The sequence below is a fragment of the Nocardia thailandica NBRC 100428 genome (assembly GCF_000308795.1).
Taxonomy (GTDB): Bacteria; Actinomycetota; Actinomycetes; order Mycobacteriales; family Mycobacteriaceae; genus Nocardia; species Nocardia thailandica.
The window spans coordinates 1-18,243 of sequence record NZ_BAGK01000131.1 but is presented as its reverse complement, the minus strand read 5'-3'; the positions used below and the strand labels follow the sequence as shown (position 1 = coordinate 18,243).

General features: G+C 71.1%; 18 protein-coding genes and 1 pseudogene. 13 read left to right on the top strand and 6 right to left on the bottom strand.

What is annotated here, in order from left to right; genetic code table 11:
* The 7 genes and pseudogenes from ON36_RS14875 to hisG all read left to right on the top strand — a co-directional run.
* Nucleotides 1-756 (top strand): annotated as a pseudogene (locus ON36_RS14875) (serine/threonine protein kinase); the annotation flags it as partial.
* A gap of 56 nt (nucleotides 757-812) precedes the next feature.
* The gene (locus ON36_RS14870; RefSeq protein WP_043652969.1) at nucleotides 813-1,484 is read left to right on the top strand and encodes an HAD family hydrolase; all 672 of its coding nucleotides are present in this window, start codon (nucleotides 813-815) and stop codon (nucleotides 1,482-1,484) included.
* Nucleotides 1,485-1,666: 182 nt separating this feature from the next.
* Nucleotides 1,667-2,539 carry a HalD/BesD family halogenase gene (locus ON36_RS14865; RefSeq protein ID WP_043652966.1) on the top strand — a complete coding sequence of 291 codons (873 nt, stop codon included), beginning with the start codon at nucleotides 1,667-1,669 and terminating at the stop codon, nucleotides 2,537-2,539.
* Nucleotides 2,540-2,583: 44 nt separating this feature from the next.
* Nucleotides 2,584-3,411, top strand: a complete 828-nt coding sequence (locus ON36_RS14860; RefSeq protein WP_043652962.1) for a class I SAM-dependent methyltransferase — start codon at nucleotides 2,584-2,586, stop codon at nucleotides 3,409-3,411.
* A complete protein-coding gene (locus tag ON36_RS14855; RefSeq protein WP_043652959.1) occupies nucleotides 3,408-5,219 on the top strand; it encodes a choline/carnitine O-acyltransferase in 1,812 nt (603 codons plus the stop codon). Before ON36_RS14860 ends, ON36_RS14855 begins: the two co-directional genes overlap by 4 nt.
* A 105-nt stretch (nucleotides 5,220-5,324) precedes the next feature.
* Nucleotides 5,325-5,606 (top strand): phosphoribosyl-ATP diphosphatase, encoded by a 282-nt coding sequence (locus tag ON36_RS14850; protein ID WP_174377572.1) that lies wholly within the window; start codon nucleotides 5,325-5,327, stop codon nucleotides 5,604-5,606.
* A gap of 45 nt (nucleotides 5,607-5,651) precedes the next feature.
* On the top strand, nucleotides 5,652-6,503 hold the full coding sequence (gene hisG / locus ON36_RS14845; protein WP_043652953.1) for an ATP phosphoribosyltransferase: 852 nt from the start codon (nucleotides 5,652-5,654) through the stop codon (nucleotides 6,501-6,503).
* Between the two features lie 195 nt (nucleotides 6,504-6,698).
* Here the strand turns inward: hisG and ON36_RS14840 are convergent, their stop codons facing one another.
* Genes ON36_RS14840 through ON36_RS14830 form a run of 3 tightly spaced genes read right to left on the bottom strand, consistent with a single transcriptional unit; the run spans nucleotide 6,699 to nucleotide 10,408 of the window.
* Nucleotides 6,699-8,309 (bottom strand): regulator, encoded by a 1,611-nt coding sequence (locus ON36_RS14840; protein ID WP_245558082.1) that lies wholly within the window; start codon nucleotides 8,307-8,309, stop codon nucleotides 6,699-6,701.
* An 18-nt stretch (nucleotides 8,310-8,327) separates the two neighbouring features.
* Nucleotides 8,328-9,023 carry a cysteine hydrolase family protein gene (locus tag ON36_RS14835; RefSeq protein ID WP_043652951.1) on the bottom strand — a complete coding sequence of 232 codons (696 nt, stop codon included), beginning with the start codon at nucleotides 9,021-9,023 and terminating at the stop codon, nucleotides 8,328-8,330.
* Nucleotides 9,020-10,408 (bottom strand): allophanate hydrolase, encoded by a 1,389-nt coding sequence (locus ON36_RS14830; protein ID WP_043652948.1) that lies wholly within the window; start codon nucleotides 10,406-10,408, stop codon nucleotides 9,020-9,022. The genes ON36_RS14835 and ON36_RS14830 overlap by 4 nt, the downstream gene beginning before the upstream one ends.
* A 183-nt stretch (nucleotides 10,409-10,591) precedes the next feature.
* On the opposite strand from ON36_RS14830, the gene ON36_RS35470 reads away from it, so the two are divergent.
* The gene (locus ON36_RS35470) at nucleotides 10,592-10,738 is read left to right on the top strand and encodes a hypothetical protein (protein ID WP_169334701.1); all 147 of its coding nucleotides are present in this window, start codon (nucleotides 10,592-10,594) and stop codon (nucleotides 10,736-10,738) included.
* On the top strand, nucleotides 10,738-11,862 hold the full coding sequence (locus ON36_RS14825; RefSeq protein ID WP_043652945.1) for a YeiH family protein: 1,125 nt from the start codon (nucleotides 10,738-10,740) through the stop codon (nucleotides 11,860-11,862). The genes ON36_RS35470 and ON36_RS14825 overlap by 1 nt, the downstream gene beginning before the upstream one ends.
* 54 nt (nucleotides 11,863-11,916) lie before the next feature.
* On the opposite strand, the gene ON36_RS14820 is transcribed toward ON36_RS14825, so the two are convergent.
* Nucleotides 11,917-12,792: a RecB family exonuclease gene (locus tag ON36_RS14820; protein ID WP_373281802.1), complete on the bottom strand. Its 876-nt coding sequence runs from the start codon at nucleotides 12,790-12,792 to the stop codon at nucleotides 11,917-11,919.
* Nucleotides 12,793-12,861: 69 nt separating this feature from the next.
* Here ON36_RS14820 and ON36_RS14815 point away from each other — a divergent pair, with 69 nt between their 5' ends.
* Both ON36_RS14815 and ON36_RS14810 read left to right on the top strand, forming a co-directional pair.
* Nucleotides 12,862-14,007, top strand: a complete 1,146-nt coding sequence (locus ON36_RS14815; protein WP_043652942.1) for a DUF7373 family lipoprotein — start codon at nucleotides 12,862-12,864, stop codon at nucleotides 14,005-14,007.
* A 95-nt stretch (nucleotides 14,008-14,102) separates the two neighbouring features.
* Nucleotides 14,103-14,936: a tRNA (adenine-N1)-methyltransferase gene (locus tag ON36_RS14810; RefSeq protein ID WP_043652939.1), complete on the top strand. Its 834-nt coding sequence runs from the start codon at nucleotides 14,103-14,105 to the stop codon at nucleotides 14,934-14,936.
* A gap of 48 nt (nucleotides 14,937-14,984) precedes the next feature.
* Here ON36_RS14810 and ON36_RS14805 read toward each other — a convergent pair whose 3' ends face one another.
* The gene (locus ON36_RS14805; protein WP_043652937.1) at nucleotides 14,985-15,512 is read right to left on the bottom strand and encodes a WKL family lipoprotein; all 528 of its coding nucleotides are present in this window, start codon (nucleotides 15,510-15,512) and stop codon (nucleotides 14,985-14,987) included.
* A 192-nt stretch (nucleotides 15,513-15,704) separates the two neighbouring features.
* Here ON36_RS14805 and arc point away from each other — a divergent pair, with 192 nt between their 5' ends.
* Both arc and ON36_RS36615 read left to right on the top strand, forming a co-directional pair.
* Nucleotides 15,705-17,465, top strand: coding sequence for a proteasome ATPase (gene arc / locus ON36_RS14800; RefSeq protein ID WP_043652936.1), 1,761 nt, complete (start codon nucleotides 15,705-15,707; stop codon nucleotides 17,463-17,465).
* Between the two features lie 123 nt (nucleotides 17,466-17,588).
* Nucleotides 17,589-17,723 (top strand): hypothetical protein, encoded by a 135-nt coding sequence (locus ON36_RS36615; RefSeq protein ID WP_281004860.1) that lies wholly within the window; start codon nucleotides 17,589-17,591, stop codon nucleotides 17,721-17,723.
* A gap of 67 nt (nucleotides 17,724-17,790) precedes the next feature.
* Here ON36_RS36615 and ON36_RS14795 read toward each other — a convergent pair.
* The coding region (locus ON36_RS14795; RefSeq protein ID WP_043652934.1) for a peptidylprolyl isomerase at nucleotides 17,791-18,243 on the bottom strand (453 nt) is incomplete at its 5' end.

Below are 18,243 nucleotides of genomic sequence, written 5' to 3'. Positions count from 1 at the left end.
GTCCTGGCGGGGGCCGGCGCGGCCGCGCGGCCGGCCGCGCCCGCCCCGGCACCGGTGCGCGGCCCGGGCACCCTCGACGACCTGCCCGACCAGGCGTCGGCGAAGGACTCGCGCGCCGTGCGCTGGCTGGCGGCGACCGTGGCCGCGCTGGTGGTCGCCCTGGCCGTCCTGATCGTCACCCGCGACCGCGGCGAGCCCCAGCGGACCGCCGAACAGCAGGTCGTCGTGCAGACCACCCTGGTCCCGGTCACCGACGCCGAGGGCAGCGTGTCGCTGACCCCGCGCACGGTCACCGTCACCGTCCCGGTCACCCCCACCGGCACCACGGGCCCGGTGCCGGGCGCGGCACCGGGCCAGACCACGGTGCCCCCGGGCAGCACCACCCCGGGCGCCACCACGACGAAGCCGGGCACCCCGACGACCACGATCACCACCACCGCCTTCGGCCCGCCGACGCCCGACCGCATCGCCGCGTTCATCGCCGGCTACTACGGCATGCTGCCGGGCAACGTCTCCGGCGCCTGGTCGCAGCTGTCGCCGGGTTATCAGGCCCAGACCGGCGGCTTCGCCCAGTACTCCTCGTTCTGGTCCACCGTGCGCTCGGTCGGTGTGGGTGCCATCACCCCCAGCGGCGCCGACCGGGCGGTGGTCACCCTGACCTATCGCCTGGCCGACGGCACCGTGACCTCGGAGAACCGGTGGATCCAGGTCGGGGGCTCCGGCGGGTCGCTGCAGATCGTCTCCTCGGGCGTCTGAGCCGTGGCCGATACCCTGGACCGCGGCGCGGGGGACATCGACAGGAAGCGGGAACAGTGAGCAGGCGACCGGCGGCGGTGCTGTGGGACATGGACGGCACCCTCCTGGACTCGGAGAAGCTGTGGGACATCGCGGTGCGCGAACTGGCCCGCGAGCACGGCCGTGAGCTCACCGACGAGACCCGCCACGCCCTCATCGGCGCCTCGGGCCCCAACGCCCTGCGCATCCTGTTCGACGGTATCGGCGTGGCCGCCTCGCCCGAGAACGTCCTCGCGGCCGGGCACTTCCTGGAGAGGCGGGTCACCGAGCTGATGCACGGGCCGATCCCGTGGCGGCCCGGCGCGAAGGACGCGCTGGGCATGGTGCGCGACGCGGGTCTGCGCAGCGCGCTGGTCACCAACACCAAGCGCTCGCTGACCGAGTTCGGGCTCGACACCCTCGGCCGCGACTTCTTCGACGTCTCGGTCTGCGGCGACGAGGTGCCGCACGGCAAGCCCGCGCCCGACATCTACCGCCGCGCCGCCGCGCTGCTCGGCCTGGCGCCGGGTGACTGTGTGGCCGTCGAGGACTCGCCGACCGGGGCGCTGGCCGCGCAGGCGGCCGGTTGCGCGCTGATCGTGATCCCGTGCGAGATCCCGGTGCCGCACGCCCCCGGGCGGATCCACCGCGACACGCTGGTCGGCCTCGGCGCCGAGCACCTCGCCGAGGCGATGAGCGCCCTGTCCTGATCGTGGCGCCGGTGCCGCGCGCCGGTGCGCGATGATCACGCGCGCACACCTCCGTGACCACCGGAGTACCCATGTAAACCATTGGTACACAAGCCATTTGATGGTTTCGTGATTGTTCCCGCAGTTCGGTGATTTCGGCGAAACCCCGGGCGCGTCGCGATCTTCTCCCGAATAATGGGTCCATGACCGGGACACGGGGGCTCGACGAAATCGTCGACATCACACGGTATCCGCTCACCGAACCCGGCGGCGCCGGCTGGCAGGCGGCGGTGCGGACCGCCCGCGCCGAACTCGCCGAGGACGGGTGCACGGTGCTGCGGGAATTCCTGCGGCCGGAACTGCAGGAGATCCTGCGCACCGAGGGCGAACGCATCGCCCCGCACGCCCATTACGAGGTCGAGCGGGTCAACGCGTACAACATTCCCCTCGACACCGAACTGCCCGAGGACCATCCGGGCCGCATCGTGCTCGAACGCGGCAACGCCTTCGTCGCCCGCGACCGCATCCCGGCCGATTCCCTCATCGCCCGCCTGTACACCGACCCGGTGTTCCAGCGTTTCGTCGCCGACTGCTTCGAACTCGACGCGCTGCACGAATTCGCCGATCCGCTGGCGGGATTGTGCCTGAACGTGGTGTCGCCGGGCATGTCGCACCCGTGGCATTTCGACACCAACGAATTCACCGTCAGCATGCTGACCCGGCGCCCCGACGCGGGCGGGGTCTTCGAATACTGCCCCAATATCCGCACCCCGCGCGAGGAGAACCTCGGCGACGTGCGTGCCGTGCTCACCGGCACGGGGGAGCGGCTCGTGCGCAGGCTCGAACTCCGGCCCGGCGACCTCCAGCTGTTCAAGGGCCGCTTCTCGCTGCACCGGGTCTCCGAGGTCGCCGGTGCGGGACAACGGCACTCGGCCATCTTCGCCTACACCGACCGGCCCGGGATGATCGGCACCGTCGAACGCACCAGGCAGCTCTTCGGCCGCGTTCTGCCCGATCACGTGGCCGCCGCGGCCGACGCCGTCCGCGGTGACCGGGGAGACCGGTTACTCGACTGAGCGCGGGGGTCTGCGCTCAGCCTGCTCGACGAAAGGAACCGCCCATGTCCGTTCCGTTGCACACCACCGGGAAAGCCTCCTTCGACGACATCTACACCAGTGCCGATCCGCGCGCGTACTTCGCGCGGATGCACGAACTCGACTACCGGATCCCGGAACTGGCCAAGCCGGTCTTCGCCCAGCAGCTGCGCGAACTGCGGGCCGCGCGGCCCGGCCGGATCCCCACGGTGCTCGACCTCGGCTGCTCCTACGGTGTGAACGCGGCGCTCCTGCGCCTGGACACCGGCGTCGACGAACTCGCCGCGCACTACCGCGACGCGGGCGAGGACGCCGAACGGGCCGACCTCATCGCCGCCGACCGGGCGCGCCTGCGGCACGACCGGATGCCCGACGTACGCTTCGTCGGTATGGACGCGTCCCGCCCGGCGCTGACCTACGCGCACGCCGCAGGCTTCCTGCACGACTTCGTGCACGCCGACCTCGAGGACACCGAGCCCACCGAGGCGCAGCGGCGCGTGCTCGCCTCCGCCGACCTGGTCGTCTCCACCGGGTGCATCGGCTACATCACCGAGAAGACGCTGTCCCGGGTCGCGGGCGCCGAACCCGGACATCTGCCCTGGATGGCGCATTTCGTGCTCCGCATGTTCGACTTCACGCCCATGGAGGCCGAGCTCGAGGCACTGGGCTACCGAACGAAGGCCATGCCGGGTATGTTCGCCCAACGCCGGTTCGCTTCCGCCCAGGAACAGCAACAGGTCCTGAACGCCTTGGCGGCCAAGGGAATCGACACCACCGATCACGAGTCCGAGGGCTGGCTCTATGCCACCCTGTTCCTGTCCCGTCCGCACTCCGACCTCGAGGACACCGATTGAACCAGTCCACGTTCGCCGCCGAAGACAGCCTGCCCCGGGTTCCCCTGCCGACGCTCGACGAGAGCGCCGAGCGGTTCCTGCAGTGGTGCGCGCCGCTGCTCGACGCCGGCGAATACGCCACCACCGAGGCCGCGGTAGCCGAGCTGCTGCGGCCCGGTGGGGCCGGTCGCGTCCTGCACCAGGCCCTGGTCGACTACGACGCCACCCCCGGTGTCGGCAGCTGGCTCGACGACTTCTGGTGGTCGCGCTACCTGGGCCGCCGCGACCGGATCGCGCTCAACGCGAACTTCTTCTTCTCCTTCCGCGAGGACACCCCGCTGGCCGCCTCGACCGCCGCCGGGCAGGTCGAGCGGGCCGCCGCGCTGATCATCGCCGCGGTCGACTACAAGCTCGCGCTGGACCGGGAGGAGATCCCGCCGGTCACCCAGCGCGGCCAGGCGCTGTCGATGTGGCAGAACAAGTACCTGTTCTCCGAGACCCGCATCCCGGGCGAGGTGCAGGACACCGTCCGCAAGCCCTACAGCGACGAACAGCCGGGCCCCTCCGACGCCCGCCACATCGTGGTCTTCTACCGGGGCGCGCCCTTCCGGCTCGACGTCATCGGGCCCGACGGCGCCCCCTACTCCCTCGACGACCTCGTCGACGGCCTGCGCGCGGTCCTCAAGGCCGGCACCCGCCCGGTCCCCACCGACACCTCCGTCGGGCACCTCACCACCAAGGCCCGCGCCGAATGGGCGCGCAGCCGGGCCGCGCTGCTGGCCGAGCCCGCCAACGTCGCGGCCTTCGACGCGATCGAGACCGCGCTGTTCGCCGTCGCCCTCGAGGACTTCGCGCCCCGCGACGAGCAGCACTTCACCGATCAGCTGCTGCACGGCGACTCGGCCAACCGGTACTTCGACAAGTCGGTCACCTTCCTCGTCTTCGCCGACGGGCGGGCGGGCATCAACATCGAGCACTGCGGCCTCGACGGCACCACCGTGCTGTCGTTCGTCGACACCCTGCTGGAACGGTCCGCCGCCGACCACGCCGCCACCAGCGGCGCGCAGGCGCAGGGGCTGCCGCCCGTCGAGCCGATCGAGTTCACCCTCGACTCGGCCGCCCGCGCCGACATCGCCGCCGCGGGCGCCGATTTCGCGCGCTACGCCGCCGCCAACGCCACCCTCACCGTGTCGTTCGACGACTTCGGCACCGCCGACGCCAAGAAGCTGGGCATCTCGCCCGACGCGTTCGCCCAGCTGAGCTACCAGCTCGCCCACCGGCGCAGCAAGGGCCTCACCGGCGCGACCTACGAGTCCATCGCCACCCGCCAGTACCGCAACGGCCGCACCGAGGCCATGCGGGTCATCACCCCGGAGATGGTGGCGTTCGTCGACGCCATGGTCGACCCCGAGGCCGACCGCGAGACCCGCGTGGCGGCCGCCCGCACCGCCGCCGAGGCCCACGTCGCGCGCGCCAAGGACTGCCAGGCCGGGCGCGCCCCCGAGCAGCACCTGTGGGAGCTGCAGTGGATCCAGCGCCGCCGCGGCGCCGAACTCGGCGTGGCCGACGAGTCGATCGCGCTCTTCGACAGCCCCGGCTGGACGATCATGCGCGACGACTACCTCTCGACCAGCTCGGCCCCGTCGCAGTACATCAACTTCTTCGGGTTCGGGTCGACGAGCCCGAAGTGCATCGGCGTGGCCTACGTGCTGCTGCCCGACCGCTGGAACCTCTACCTGGCCACGCCCGAGCCGGTGGCCGAGGCCATGCACACCTTCGCCGACGAGCTGAAGGTGGCGGTCGCGGAGCTGCGCGAACTGCTCGGCTGAGCTCGTTCCGGACGCGCCGTGGTGATCGCGATCGCCACGGCGCGTTTTCGCGCAGTTCAGCGGACCGGACGCCGTCACGGCCGCGTGCGGTCGCGCGGCGCCCGTATGAAACAATCGCCTACCGTGAAGAACTTCGAATCCCTGTTCGCCGAGCTGCAGGATCGTGCCCAGACCCGCCCCGAGGGGTCGGGCACCGTGGCCGCGCTGGACGCCGGAGTGCATTTCCAGGGTAAGAAGGTTCTGGAAGAGGCGGGCGAGATCTGGCTCGCCGCCGAGCACGAGAGCGACGAGGCACTCGCCGAGGAGATCTCCCAGCTGCTGTACTGGGTCCAGGTCATGATGGTCGGCCGCGGGTTGAAGCTCGAGGACGTGTACCGACATCTGTGATGTCGCCCGCACGTCGTCGATCACTTCCCCCGAAAGGACCCTGTCATGCTGCGCGTCGCAGTCCCGAACAAAGGCTCGCTGTCGGAGTCGGCCACCTCGATCCTGGCCGAGGCCGGCTACCGCAAGCGCACGGATTCCCGTGACCTGACCGTCCTCGACACCGCCAACGGCGTCGAGTTCTTCTTCCTCCGTCCCAAGGACATCGCCATCTACGTCGGCTCCGGCGAGCTCGACCTCGGCATCACCGGCCGCGACCTCGCGCTGGACTCCGGCGCCCCCGTCGCCGAGCGCCTCGCGCTGGGCTTCGGCCGCTCCACCTTCCGCTACGCCGCCCCCGCCGGGCACGAGTGGAAGGTGGAGGATCTCTACGACAAGCGGATCGCCACCTCCTACCCGAACCTGGTCCTGTCGGATCTGGCGGCCCGGGGGATCGAGGCCGAGGTCATCCGGCTCGACGGCGCGGTGGAGATCTCCATCCAGCTCGGTGTCGCCGACGCCATCGCCGACGTGGTCGGCTCCGGCCGCACCCTGCGCCAGCACAACCTGGTCGCCTTCGGCGAATCCCTGTGCGACTCCGAGGGTGTGCTCATCGAGCGCGCGGGCTCGGACCGTGACGACAAGGCCCGCAACCAGATCGTCAACCGCATCCAGGGCGTGGTCTTCGCCCAGCAGTACCTGATGCTGGACTACGACTGCCCCAAGGCCCTGCTCGAACAGGCCGTGGCCATCACCCCCGGCCTCGAGTCGCCCACGGTGTCCCCGCTGACCGACCCCGACTGGGTCGCGGTCCGCGCGCTCGTCCCGCGCAAGCAGGGCAACGAACTCATGGACGCCCTGGCCGAACTCGGCGCCAAGGCCATCCTGGCCACCGACATCCGCAGCTGCCGGGCCTTCTGATCGTCCACATGCCGGAGCCGGGCGGTCGGCGTACCGATCGCCCGGCTCCGCGGGACGGATAGTCACTTTCTCCGAGGGGCCCGAAGGGTCCCAGAGGGTCCCAGAGGGTCCCAGAGGGTCCCAGAGGGTCCCGAACCCTGCGTCGAGTATGGGCCCGCTCTGTGAAAGGGCCGCGGCCGGAATGTGTCGGTCGTGTTAGGGCTCCCGATTCCCTTCGAGGACGGGCGGACCCGGCGTCTCCGGCTCCGGCGGCGGGCCCGCGGGGACCGGAGCCGGGGCGGGGGCGAAGGAATAGGCGAGGCAGACGAGGCCGAAGAACAGGTAGCCGAGGGCGACCTGCGGCGCGGCGGCCCAGGCGACCTCGGGAGCGTGGATGAGGCCGACGAAGCTCAGGCCCGCGCCCACCGCGGCGGCCAGCGCGGCCGCGCGGAAGCGCTTGTCCAGCACGAAGGCGACGACGGCGCCGAGGATCAGGCCGGCGAGGACCGCGCCGGAGCCCAGAATCTTCAGGCCGTCGTAGACGACGCCTGCCTGGCCGAAGGCCGCGGACCCGACCTTCGCGGCCGTCGTGCCCGCGGCGGCCAGCGAGTTGTCGATCTGGCCGACGGCCCACTCGGCGAGATTGGGCAGCAGCGCCGCGACCACGGCCACCGCGTGCAGGGACGGCACCGCCTGGAACGCCTGGGCGCCGATGAGCAGGCCGATGTAGAGCAGGATCGGCACGATCGCGGGGATCGGCAGCAGCGTGGCGAGCAGGCCGAACAGGCCGAGCAGACACATCACCGCGATGGCGGCGCCCGCGGCCAGCGAGTAGCCGACCCGCCCGCCCGCGTCCTTCCAGCCCGGATGCCCGATGTACACCGCGGGCGGGAAAGGCGACCCGAACGCCGCACCGAGGATCGCGCCGAAACCGTCGGCCAGCAGCACGCTGCGCAGGTTGTAGTCGTCCCCGGCGGCGGCCGCCGACTCCACGTTCGACATGGCCTCGGTGAAGTTGTAGACACCCAGCGGGATCGCCGTCGCCAGCAGCGGCACGAGGTCGCCGAGGCCGTCGAACAGCAGGTCGAGGCGCAGGTCCGGGATCCCGACCGCGATGTCGCGCGCCGCCTGGGTCACATCGGGCACCGACATGTACCCGCCGATCCAGCCGATGGCGGTGCCCACCAGCAGCGCCACCAGCCCGACCGGGACGTTGCCCGGCAGCTTCACGTCGGTGAAGAAGCCGACGAGGATGATGGCCAGCACCGGCAGCCCGATCCAGGCGGCCTCCCACATCTGCGCGGCGGGCCGCATGGCGATGAAGGTGATCGAGATACCGGACAGGGTGCCGAGCATGGCCGCGCGCGGGGTGATCCGGCGGATGAACGGCCCGACGAAGGCCCCGATCATCACGATCACCCCGATCATGAACGCCCAGGCCAGGCCCGCCGCCCACGCGCGGAGGGGATCGCCGGTCTTCAGCATGATCGGCAGCATGACCACGAAGACGACGATGAACATGTGCGGCACCGACGGCCCGTACGGGAGGGCGGTGACGTCGGCGCGGTTCTCGCGTCGCGCGAGCCGGCGGGCCAGCACCATGTAGTAGAGATTGCCGAGGACCAGCGCCACCCCGAGCGCGGGCAGCACGGTGCCGAGCACGTCGGCGCCGGGGATCTTCACCACCGCGATGGTGAGGGTGGTCAGGGTCAGGACGTTGACCAGGATGTTGAACGACAGGCCGAAGAAGGCGTTGGTGTCACCGCGGGTCCACCACGGGAGAGTCGGCGGCGCGACGGGATCGGGGGACTTCGTGTCGACGGACATGGGTATTCCTCGGGGGGTTCAGCGGGACGTCGCGGGGGCGGCGGAGGGGGAGAGCGCGGACAGCACCGCCGCCGAATCGGCGACCCAGCCGAAGATGCCGCCCTGCGCGGCGATCATCTCCAGTCCGACACGCTGGAATTCGGGGAAGTAGGAACCGACGCAGTCGGCGACGACCAGGCATTCGTAGCCGCGGTCGTTGGCCTCGCGGACGGTGGTGTGCACGCACACCTCGGTGGTGACGCCGGTGACCAGCAGCGAGGTGATGTCCCGCGCGGTGAGCAGCGCCCCCAGCTCGGTCGCGTAGAACGCGCCCTTGCCCGGTTTGTCGATCACGACCTCGCCCGCGACGGGGGCGAGGTCGTCGACGATGTCGTGGCCGTACTCGCCGCGGATCAGGATGCGGCCGTAGGGGCCGGGGTCCCCGATCCGCTGGGACGGATTGCCGCGGGCGAGCTTCGCGGGCGGGCAGTCCGACAGGTCGGCCAGGTGTCCCTCGCGGGTGTGGACGACGGTCAGCCCGGCCGCGCGGGCGCCGGCGAGCAGCGCGGCCAGCGGGTCGACGACCGTGCGCAACAGCCCGACATCGTTGCCGAGGCTCTCGCCGAAACCGCCCGGTAGCAGGAAGTCCCGTTGCATGTCGATCACCAGCAGGGCGGTGGTGGCGGGATCGAAGGAGAACGGCGCGGGGCGCGCCGCGATCTGTCGTGCGTTCATCGGTGTTCTTCCTGGACGAGCCGGTGGTCGGGATGGGCCGTGGTGGGGCGTGGCTCGTCGAGCAGCCGGGCGGCCGCCGCCAGCACGACGTCGTCGGACAGCGCGGGGCCGACGATCATCGCCGAGGCGGGCCTGCCGTCGGACACGGTGCCCAGCGGCACCGAGATCGCGGTCAGGTCCAGCAGATTGCCGAAGTGCGTGTAGTGCCCGAGGACGGTGTTCGTGGCGATCGGGTCGGCGAGCACCTGCCCGACGGTGAAGGTGGTGCCGATCGTCGGCACGACCAGCACGTCGAATTCCGCCCACAGCCGGGCGACCCGGGCCTTGAGCTCCTGCAGCCGCTGCTGGGCGCGGAAGACGTCGATGGCGTCGAAACGGTAGCCGCCGGTGAGGATGTCACGGATCACGGGCAGGATCGCCTGTGGCTGTTCGCGCAGGAACTCGTCGAACTCCACCAGCCGCTCGGCCACCCACGGCCCCTGATACAGCAGCTCGCCGGCGTCGAGGAACGGCCGCAGCGTGGTGGGGGTGGTCTCGAAACCCAGGCCCGGCAGCCGCTCCCGCAGCGCCAGATGCGCGGTCCGGAACGGCGCGTCACCGAAGAAGCTCAGCTCCCCGGGGTCCGGCAGCCCGACCCGGATCGGGGCGCCGTCGTGGCGGGGACCGCGGTCACGGCTCCACGGGTCGTCGGCGTCGGGGGCGGCCATCACCGCGAAGGCGCGGTCCAGGTCCTCGACGCGGGTGCCCATGAGCGTCATGCAGTCCAGGGACCGGCACGCGGGCACCAGCCCGACCGTGCTGATCAGGCCGCGCGAGGGTTTCCAGCCCACGATGCCGTTGAGCGCGGCCGGAACCCGGCCGGACCCGGCCGTGTCGGTCGCCACGCAGAACGGCACCTGCCCCAGCGCCACCGCCAGCGCCGAACCCGAGCTGGAACCACCGGAGATGAGGTCGCGGCCGTAGACACTGCGCGGGATCGGATACGGCGTGCGGGTGCCGTTGAGGCCCGTGGCGAACTGGTCCAGGGCCGTCTTGCCGACGAACAGCGCGCCCGCGTCCAGCAGCCGCTGCACGGCGGGCGCCGTGGCGGTGGCGGTGTAGGCGTAGCCGGGGCAGGCCAGCGTGGTCGGCCAGCCGGCGACATCGATGCTGTCCTTCACCCCGAAGGGCACCCCGTAGAGCGGCAGCGTCCGTGCGCCCGGCCGGTTCTCGATCGCGGTCGCGGCGGCGAGCAGCTGCTCGCGGGGGACCGCGGTGATCCACGTGCCGTCCTCGCCGCGCGCCTCGATCGCGTCGGCGACCCGCGCGGCGGTCCGCACGGGTGACCCGGTCCCGCTCTCGTGGGAGGCGAGGATCTCGGCGACGGTGGGGCCCTGGATACGCATCAGCCGAGTGTGTGGCCGGTGTGTGAAGCGGGCAGTGCGGCAGTGTATCCAGTGTGTTAGCGCGCACGGGTGTGTCGCGCCGATCGGCTCGAGCTGAACGCAATCCTGGGCGCGGCCCTCCGCCGTTGTTACCGTGCGAATCCCGCTGCGGTGCCGCACGCGGGGATCGATGAGGAGTGACTCGTGTCCGAGCAGCACACACCTCCGCCGCGGAACGCGGACGGCGGTTCCCTTTTCCGGTGGAACGAGGACTGGCTGGCCACCCTCACCGGGCTCGCGCTGATCGCGCTGGTGCTGGCCGGCGTCGTCCCGGATTGGCTGGTGCCCTGATGAGCGAGCCGAAGGTCTCCGAAACCGCGGCGCTGCAGGCGAATCCGACACCCACCCGCACCGACGTCGTGGCGGGCATCGCGGTCGTGCTCGTCCTGGGCGCGCTCACCCGCTACCTCGACGTGCACGTGCCGAAGTGGGCGGTCGACACCCCGTTCCAGCGGATCGCGAAGTCGATCGAATACCCGGTGTACGCCATCGCCATCGGCCTGCTCGGCAACGTGGTGCTGAGCAGGCTCGGCCTGCGCGACCGGCTCTCGGCCGGCTTCCGCACCGAGTTCTTCATCAAGACCGGCGTCGTCCTGCTCGGCGTCTCGGTGAATCTGAAGGTGCTCGTCACCGCGGCCGGGCCGGCCATCGTGCAGGCGCTGCTGCTGATCACCTCGGTGTTCGCCTTCACCTGGTGGCTCGGCGGACGCCTCGGCCTCGACGACCGGCTGCGCGCGCTGCTGTCCTCGGCGGTGTCGATCTGCGGCGTCAGCGCCGCCATCGCCGCCGCCGGCGCGGTGCAGGCCCGGCGCGAACAGATCGCCTACGCCGCCTCCCTGGTGATCATCTTCGCCCTGCCGTCGATCTTCCTGCTGCCCTGGCTGGCGGGCGCCCTCGGGCTCTCCGACGCGGTGGCGGGCGCCTGGATCGGCGGCAACATCGACACGACCGCGGCCGTCGCCGCGGCAGGCGCCCTGGCGGGCGAGCAGTCGCTGCAGATCGCCACCATCGTCAAGACCACCCAGAACGCCCTCATCGGCGTGGTCGCCATCGCCCTGACCGCCTGGTTCGCCTTCCGCGTCGACCGCGACGGCGCCACCGCCCGCCCCGGCCTGCGCGAATTCTGGGACCGCTTCCCGAAATTCGTGCTCGGCTTCGTCGCCGCCTCGGTCATCGGCACCCTCTACCTGCAGTCCGTCGACAAGAAGACCGGCGCCGCCCACCTGGCGATCATCACCGACCTGCGCACCTGGGCCCTGATCCTGGCGTTCGTCGCCATCGGCCTCGAGTTCTCGCTGCGCGGACTGCGCGACGCGGGCTGGCGCCCGGTGGTCGTCTTCGGCTCGGCGGCGGTGTTCAACCTGGTCGTCGGCCTCGGCCTGTCGATCCTGCTCTTCCGCGAGTTCACCCCGTAGGCGCGGAGCCGCCCGCCCGGCAGGCCGGGGCGGTGCGGTGCGGTGCGGGGCGAGTCAGAGGGTTTCGGCGGTGTCGGTCTCGGGGACGTCGGTCTCCGGCCACCCCGGGTACTCCGGCACCGTTCCCCCGAATTCCGGGCAGAGGGACTGGAATTCGCAGAACTTGCACATCGAGGACTTCGAGGGCGGGAAGTCGCCGGTCTCGCCGCCCGCGCGGATGGCCGTCCACAGGGCCGCCACGAGGCGTTCGAAGCGGTCGAGTTCCTCGCGGTCGGGCGCGTAGGTGAGGATGCGCCGGTCGGCCAGGTAGATCAGGCGCAGCTGGGCGGGCACGATGTCGCGGGTGCGCAGGATCATCAGGGCGTAGAACTTGAGCTGGAAGAGGGCCTTGGCCTCGTGGAGGGGGCCGGGGGAGCGGCCGGTCTTGTAGTCGACCACGCGCAGGCGGCCGTCGGGGGCGATGTCGATGCGATCGACGAAGCCGCGCAGGGGGATGTCGCCGGGCAGCGCGGCCTCGACGCGTTCCTCGCGCGAGTGCGCGTCGAAGCGGGTGGGGTCCTCGAGGGTGTAGTAGGCGTCGAGCAGCTCGCGGACCTCGGCGACGAAGCGGTCGGTGTCGACGGCGACGAGCTCGGCGACGCCCTCGCGTTCGGCGCCGACCCGCGCCAGGGCCGCCGGGACCAGCGCGCCCGCCCGCTCGGGGACGCGTTCGGCCGCGGGCAGCGCGAACAGGTCCTCCAGGACGGCGTGCACGACGGTGCCGCGGACGGCGGCCCGCGAGGGCGGTTCCGGGATGCGGTCGATCGCGCGCAACCGGTACTTCAGCGGGCACTGCTTGAAATCGCTTGCCCGGGAAGGTGACAGCGCGAGCCGCGACCGGGATGCGCGGCCCTGGCCGGGGCCGTCGGCGGGCGGTTCGGAGACGATCACTGTCATGCCCCCACGCTAGCGGCGGGCACCGACACCCTCGGCGCGATCCGCGGATGGCAGCATGCGGGCATGAGGATTCTGGGGGTGGGCATCGCCGCGGCCGTCCTGGTGCTGGCGACCGGATGCCTACGGGAGGGTCATCCGGTGCCCGCGGCCGCGCCGGGCACCACGACCACGACGGCGGCGGCCACGACCACGCCCGGCGGGCCGGATCAGAGACTGCGGACGGGCAAGCTCGCCGAGGGGCTGCGGATGGCCGAGGTGCTCGTCCTGCCGACCGAGATCGATCCGGCCTATCGCCGCCACGGCAGCTCCGACGTGCTCACCTCGGCCCGCCTCGTCATCTCCACCGGCCAGAACAACGCCGCCCAGGACGCCGCCGACCGCAACGGCCTGCTGGCCGGCTTCGTCTCCCAGCGCTCCACCGGCGGCGCCGACCGCGACTGGCTGACCCACGGCATCATGCGCTTCCCCGACGCCGCCGCGGCGGAGAAGGCCGCCGACGACCTGCAGACGGCCGCGCTGACCACCGGCGGCCTGTTCGACACCGAACGCAGGAAACCGGCCGCGTTGCCGGGCGTGTCCGGCGCCCGCTACAGCACCCTGGAATCGCGGGGGCACACCGACGGCATGGCCTTCGTCCCGTATCGCGACTACGTCGTGCTCACCAGGGTCACCACCGCGACGGGTGACATCGCGGCCACCGTCGGCCGTGCTGTCGAGCGGCAGCGGCGGCTCCTGGACGCGTTCGTCCCGACGCCCCGCGACGCCCTGCCGAACCTGGCCTACGATCCCGGCCGCCTGATGGACCTGTCCGTCGGGGAGAACGCGTCCGGCCGCGGCGTCTACGGCCCGCACGGCGCGCTGCTGTTCGCCGAGGACCAGGCGGCCGCCGTCGCCCGCTACCCGGAACTGGGGGTCGACGCGCTCGCCAACAAGGGCACGACCGTCTACCGGACCCGGGACGAGGCCGCCGCCGGGCAGCTCGCGCCCCTGCTCGCCGAGGCGGTGCGCACGGCGTGGGAGAAGGACCCGGGCGCGGCGCCCGCCGACGTCCCCGGCGCGCGCTGCCTGGGCAGCGGGACCGGATCCGCCAACGCGTGGGTCTGCTGGGTGCCGGTCGGGCGCTACGTCGGCGAGGCCTGGGGCCGGACCGAGACCGAGGCGCACGCCACCCTGCGGGAACAGCGCGCGGTGCTGGCCGCGGCGAAATAGCGGGCCTGCGCACCGGCTCCCGCCGCCCACCTGGCAGGCTGGACCCTCGGCGCACGGTGTGGCGTCCGAGCAGACCAGCACGAGAACGGAGATACATGACGGCCAGACGGACCGGGCCATTCGTCATCGGCGACCGGGTACAGCTGACCGACGCCAAGGGCCGCCTCTACACGGTGGTGCTGGAGGAGGGCAAGGAGTTCCACACCCATCGCGGGGGGATCAAGCACGACGATCTCATCGGGACGCCCGAGGGCAGCGTGGTCACCTCGGTCAACGGGACGCCGTACCTGGCGCTGCGCCCGCTGCTGACGGACTACGTGCTGTCCATGCCGCGCGGCGCCGCGGTGATCTACCCCAAGGACGCCGCGCAGATCGTGCACGAGGGCGATGTGTTCCCCGGCGCGCGCGTGCTCGAGGCCGGCGCGGGTTCGGGCGCGCTGACCTGTTCGCTGCTGCGCGCGGTGGGCCCCGAGGGCGAGGTGATCTCCTACGAGATCCGCGACGACCACGCCGAGCACGCCGTGCGCAACGTCGAGACCTTCTTCGGCGAACGTCCGGCAAACTGGTCGATCACCGTCGCCGACGTCGCCGACTACGCCGGCGAGAAGGTCGACCGGGTGGTCCTCGACATGCTCGCGCCCTGGGACGCGCTGCCCGCGGTGTCGCGCGCGCTGGTCCCCGGCGGCGTGCTGATCGTCTACGTGGCGACCACCACACAGCTGTCGAAGGTGGTCGAGGCGCTGCGCGAGCAGGAGTGCTGGACCGAACCGCGCTCGTGGGAGTCGATGGTGCGCGGCTGGCACGTGGTCGGTCTGGCCGTGCGCCCCGAGCACCGTATGCAGGGCCACACGGCCTTCCTGGTGAGCGCGCGGCGGCTGGCCGAGGGTACGGTCACCCCCAAGCCGCAGCGGCGGCCCTCGAAGGGCTGAGGCGGGGATTCGCGCCCCCACGGTGCGAACCCCCGCGGCGCCGAGAACTCAAGCCGGAACGCAGGGGGCCTGGGCGAAGCCGAGCAGGAGGCAGCCCGAGGCGTCGGTCAGCTTCCACTGGCCGTCGACCTTCTGCCACTCCACCGGGATGGCCGGGGCGGTGCCGCTGGGCGAGGTGATGACCACGTTGGCGGTGGCCTTGTCGCCGGTGACGACGACGTCGGAGACGGCGTAGTCGAGCTTGCCGTAGGTGGCCAGCAGGGCGTTGATCTGGTCGATGTTGGCGCGGCGGGCCTCGCCGTTGACGATCAGCACGACCTTCTGATCGGTCGGGATCGCCGGATCGGAGAACTTGACCAGCGTGGCCTTCAGCTCGTCGGCGGTCGCGCCCGCGGCGCCCGGCGCGGTCGAAGTTGCCGAATTGCTGGACGTGGCGGCCGCCGTGCTGGTACTGGTGCTGGTGGCCTTCGTCGACGTGTCGTCGTCGGAGCTGCAGCCGGTCAGGCCGACGGTGACAGCGACGGCCGCCGCGGCGGCAGCCACGGCGACACGGACAGTGCGGGTGGGAAGGAGCATTCTCAGCAACCTTTCGGCTCGGTGGGACCGGGCGCACTCCGGGGAGTGCCTCGGAGCCCGGTGTTAGGGGAGCCTAACATGGGGGTACCCGGCGATCGCCGCACAGATGTGATCACGACGAAACCATGTCGGAAAGCGGGAATGGACGGCGCCCGGTAGCGTTGATAGACCGGGACTGGGAGGAGCAGCATCATGAGCCCCAACGAGAATTCGGATTCGGCGGCCTGGCGAGAGCTCGAGGCGGTACGCGCCGAGGCGGCTGCTCTCCGGAGGCAACTCGCCGACTCGCCGGATCGTGCACGCGAATTGGAAGCGCGGATCGACTCGCTGACCATTCGCAACACCAAGCTGATGGACACCCTCAAGGAAGCGCGCCAGCAGCTGGTCGCGCTGCGCGAGGAGGTCGACCGGCTCGGCCAGCCCCCGAGCGGCTACGGCATCGTGATCCACGCCTACGACGACCAGACCGTCGACGTGTTCACCTCCGGCCGCAAGATGCGCCTGACCTGCTCGCCCAACATCGAGGCCGAGACGCTCGAATACGGCCAGACCGTGCGCCTCAACGAGGCGTTGACCGTCGTGGAGGCGGGCCGGTTCGAGGCCATCGGCGAAATCGGCACCCTGCGTGAAATTCTCGACGACGGCCGCCGCGCGCTGGTGGTCGGGCACGCCGACGAGGAGCGGGTGGTCTGGCTGGCGGGCCCGCTGGCCAAGGTCGCCGAGAACGACGATCTCGACGATCCCGACTCCCCGATTCGCAAGCTGCGTCCCGGTGATTCGCTGCTGGTCGACACCAAGGCGGGCTTCGCCTTCGAGCGGGTGCCCAAGGCCGAGGTCGAAGACCTTGTGCTGGAAGAGGTTCCCGACGTCGACTACACCGACATCGGCGGTCTCGGCAGGCAGATCGAGCAGATCCGCGACGCGGTCGAGCTGCCGTTCCTGCACAAGGACCTGTTCCGTGAGTACGCGCTGCGCCCGCCGAAGGGCGTGCTGCTCTACGGTCCGCCCGGCTGCGGCAAGACGCTGATCGCCAAGGCCGTCGCGAATTCGCTGGCCAAGAAGATCGCCGAGGCCCGCGGCGAGGACGCCAAGGAGGCCAAGTCCTTCTTCCTCAACATCAAGGGTCCCGAGCTGCTCAACAAGTTCGTCGGCGAGACCGAGCGGCACATCCGCATCATCTTCCAGCGGGCGCGCGAGAAGGCGTCCGAGGGCACCCCCGTGATCGTGTTCTTCGACGAGATGGACTCGATCTTCCGTACCCGCGGCTCGGGCGTCTCCTCCGACGTGGAGACCACCGTGGTCCCGCAGCTGCTCTCGGAGATCGACGGCGTCGAGGGCCTGGAGAACGTCATCGTGATCGGCGCCTCCAACCGCGAGGACATGATCGACCCCGCGATCCTGCGGCCCGGCCGCCTCGACGTGAAGATCAAGATCGAGCGGCCCGACGCGGAGTCGGCGCAGGACATCTTCTCCAAGTACCTCACGGAGAACCTGCCGCTGCACGAGAGCGACCTGGACGAGTTCGACGGCGACAAGGCCGCCTGCGTGGACGCGATGATCGAGAAGGTCGTCGAGCGGATGTACGCCGAGAGCGACGACAACCGCTTCCTGGAGGTCACCTACGCCAACGGTGACAAGGAGGTCCTGTACTTCAAGGACTTCAACTCCGGCGCCATGATCCAGAACATCGTGGACCGGGCCAAGAAGTACGCGATCAAGTCGGTCCTCGACACCGGCAATCCGGGTCTGCGGATCCAGCACCTCTTCGACTCGATCGTCGACGAGTTCGCCGAGAACGAGGACCTGCCCAACACCACCAACCCCGACGACTGGGCGCGGATCTCGGGCAAGAAGGGCGAGCGGATCGTCTACATCCGCACGCTGGTCACGGGCAAGAACGCCTCGGCGAGCCGGGCGATCGACACCGAGTCCAACACCGGGCAGTACCTGTAACCGTCGGTAACAGATAAAGGCCGCATCCCGAAGGGTGCGGCCTTTGTCGTGGTCGATGGTACCGGATGGTGGCGATTTCGGCGAAAGTGACACATGGATGCGTCTGAATGAGGCACGCTTCACATGTCTGACCCGCATCACCCTGATGAGGTCTCGTTCCGAGGAGTACATGCCATGGCCGGTTCGGCTGCCGAGTTTCTCGCCGAAGTGATCACCCGCACCATCGCGAACCTGTTCAGCTCGATCAGCGCGGGCTGATCCGACCGCTTCCCGCCGCAGGGCCGCCGTTCCGGATGGGGAACGGCGGCCCTGCGCGTCGGAGGGGTCAGGCCGGTGCGGCGGTGACCCTGTTCAGCACGACATCGGCGGCCGGGGTGCCGTCCCCGCCGCCGCCGGCCACACCCGCCGCCGCGACGCCCGTCAGGACGTCGAGGCCCGCGGTGACCCGGCCGAACGGGGTGTAGTTCGGGGGGAGCCGGCTGTCGCGGTAGACCAGGAAGAACTGGCTGCCGTTGGTGCCCGGCCCGGCGTTGGCCATGGCCACCGTGCCCGCCGGATAGGTCGCCCCGGCCAGGTTCTCGTCCGGGAAGCGATAGCCGGGGCCGCCCCGGCCCGAGGCCGTCGGATCGCCGCACTGGAGCACGTAGATGCCCTCGGTGGTGAGGCGGTGGCAGCGGGTGTGGTCGAAATAGCCCTCGCCGGCCAGGAAGGCGAAGGAGTTGACGGTGCGCGGCGCCGCGGCGGCGTCGAGCGCGAGATCGATGGTGCCGCAGGTGGT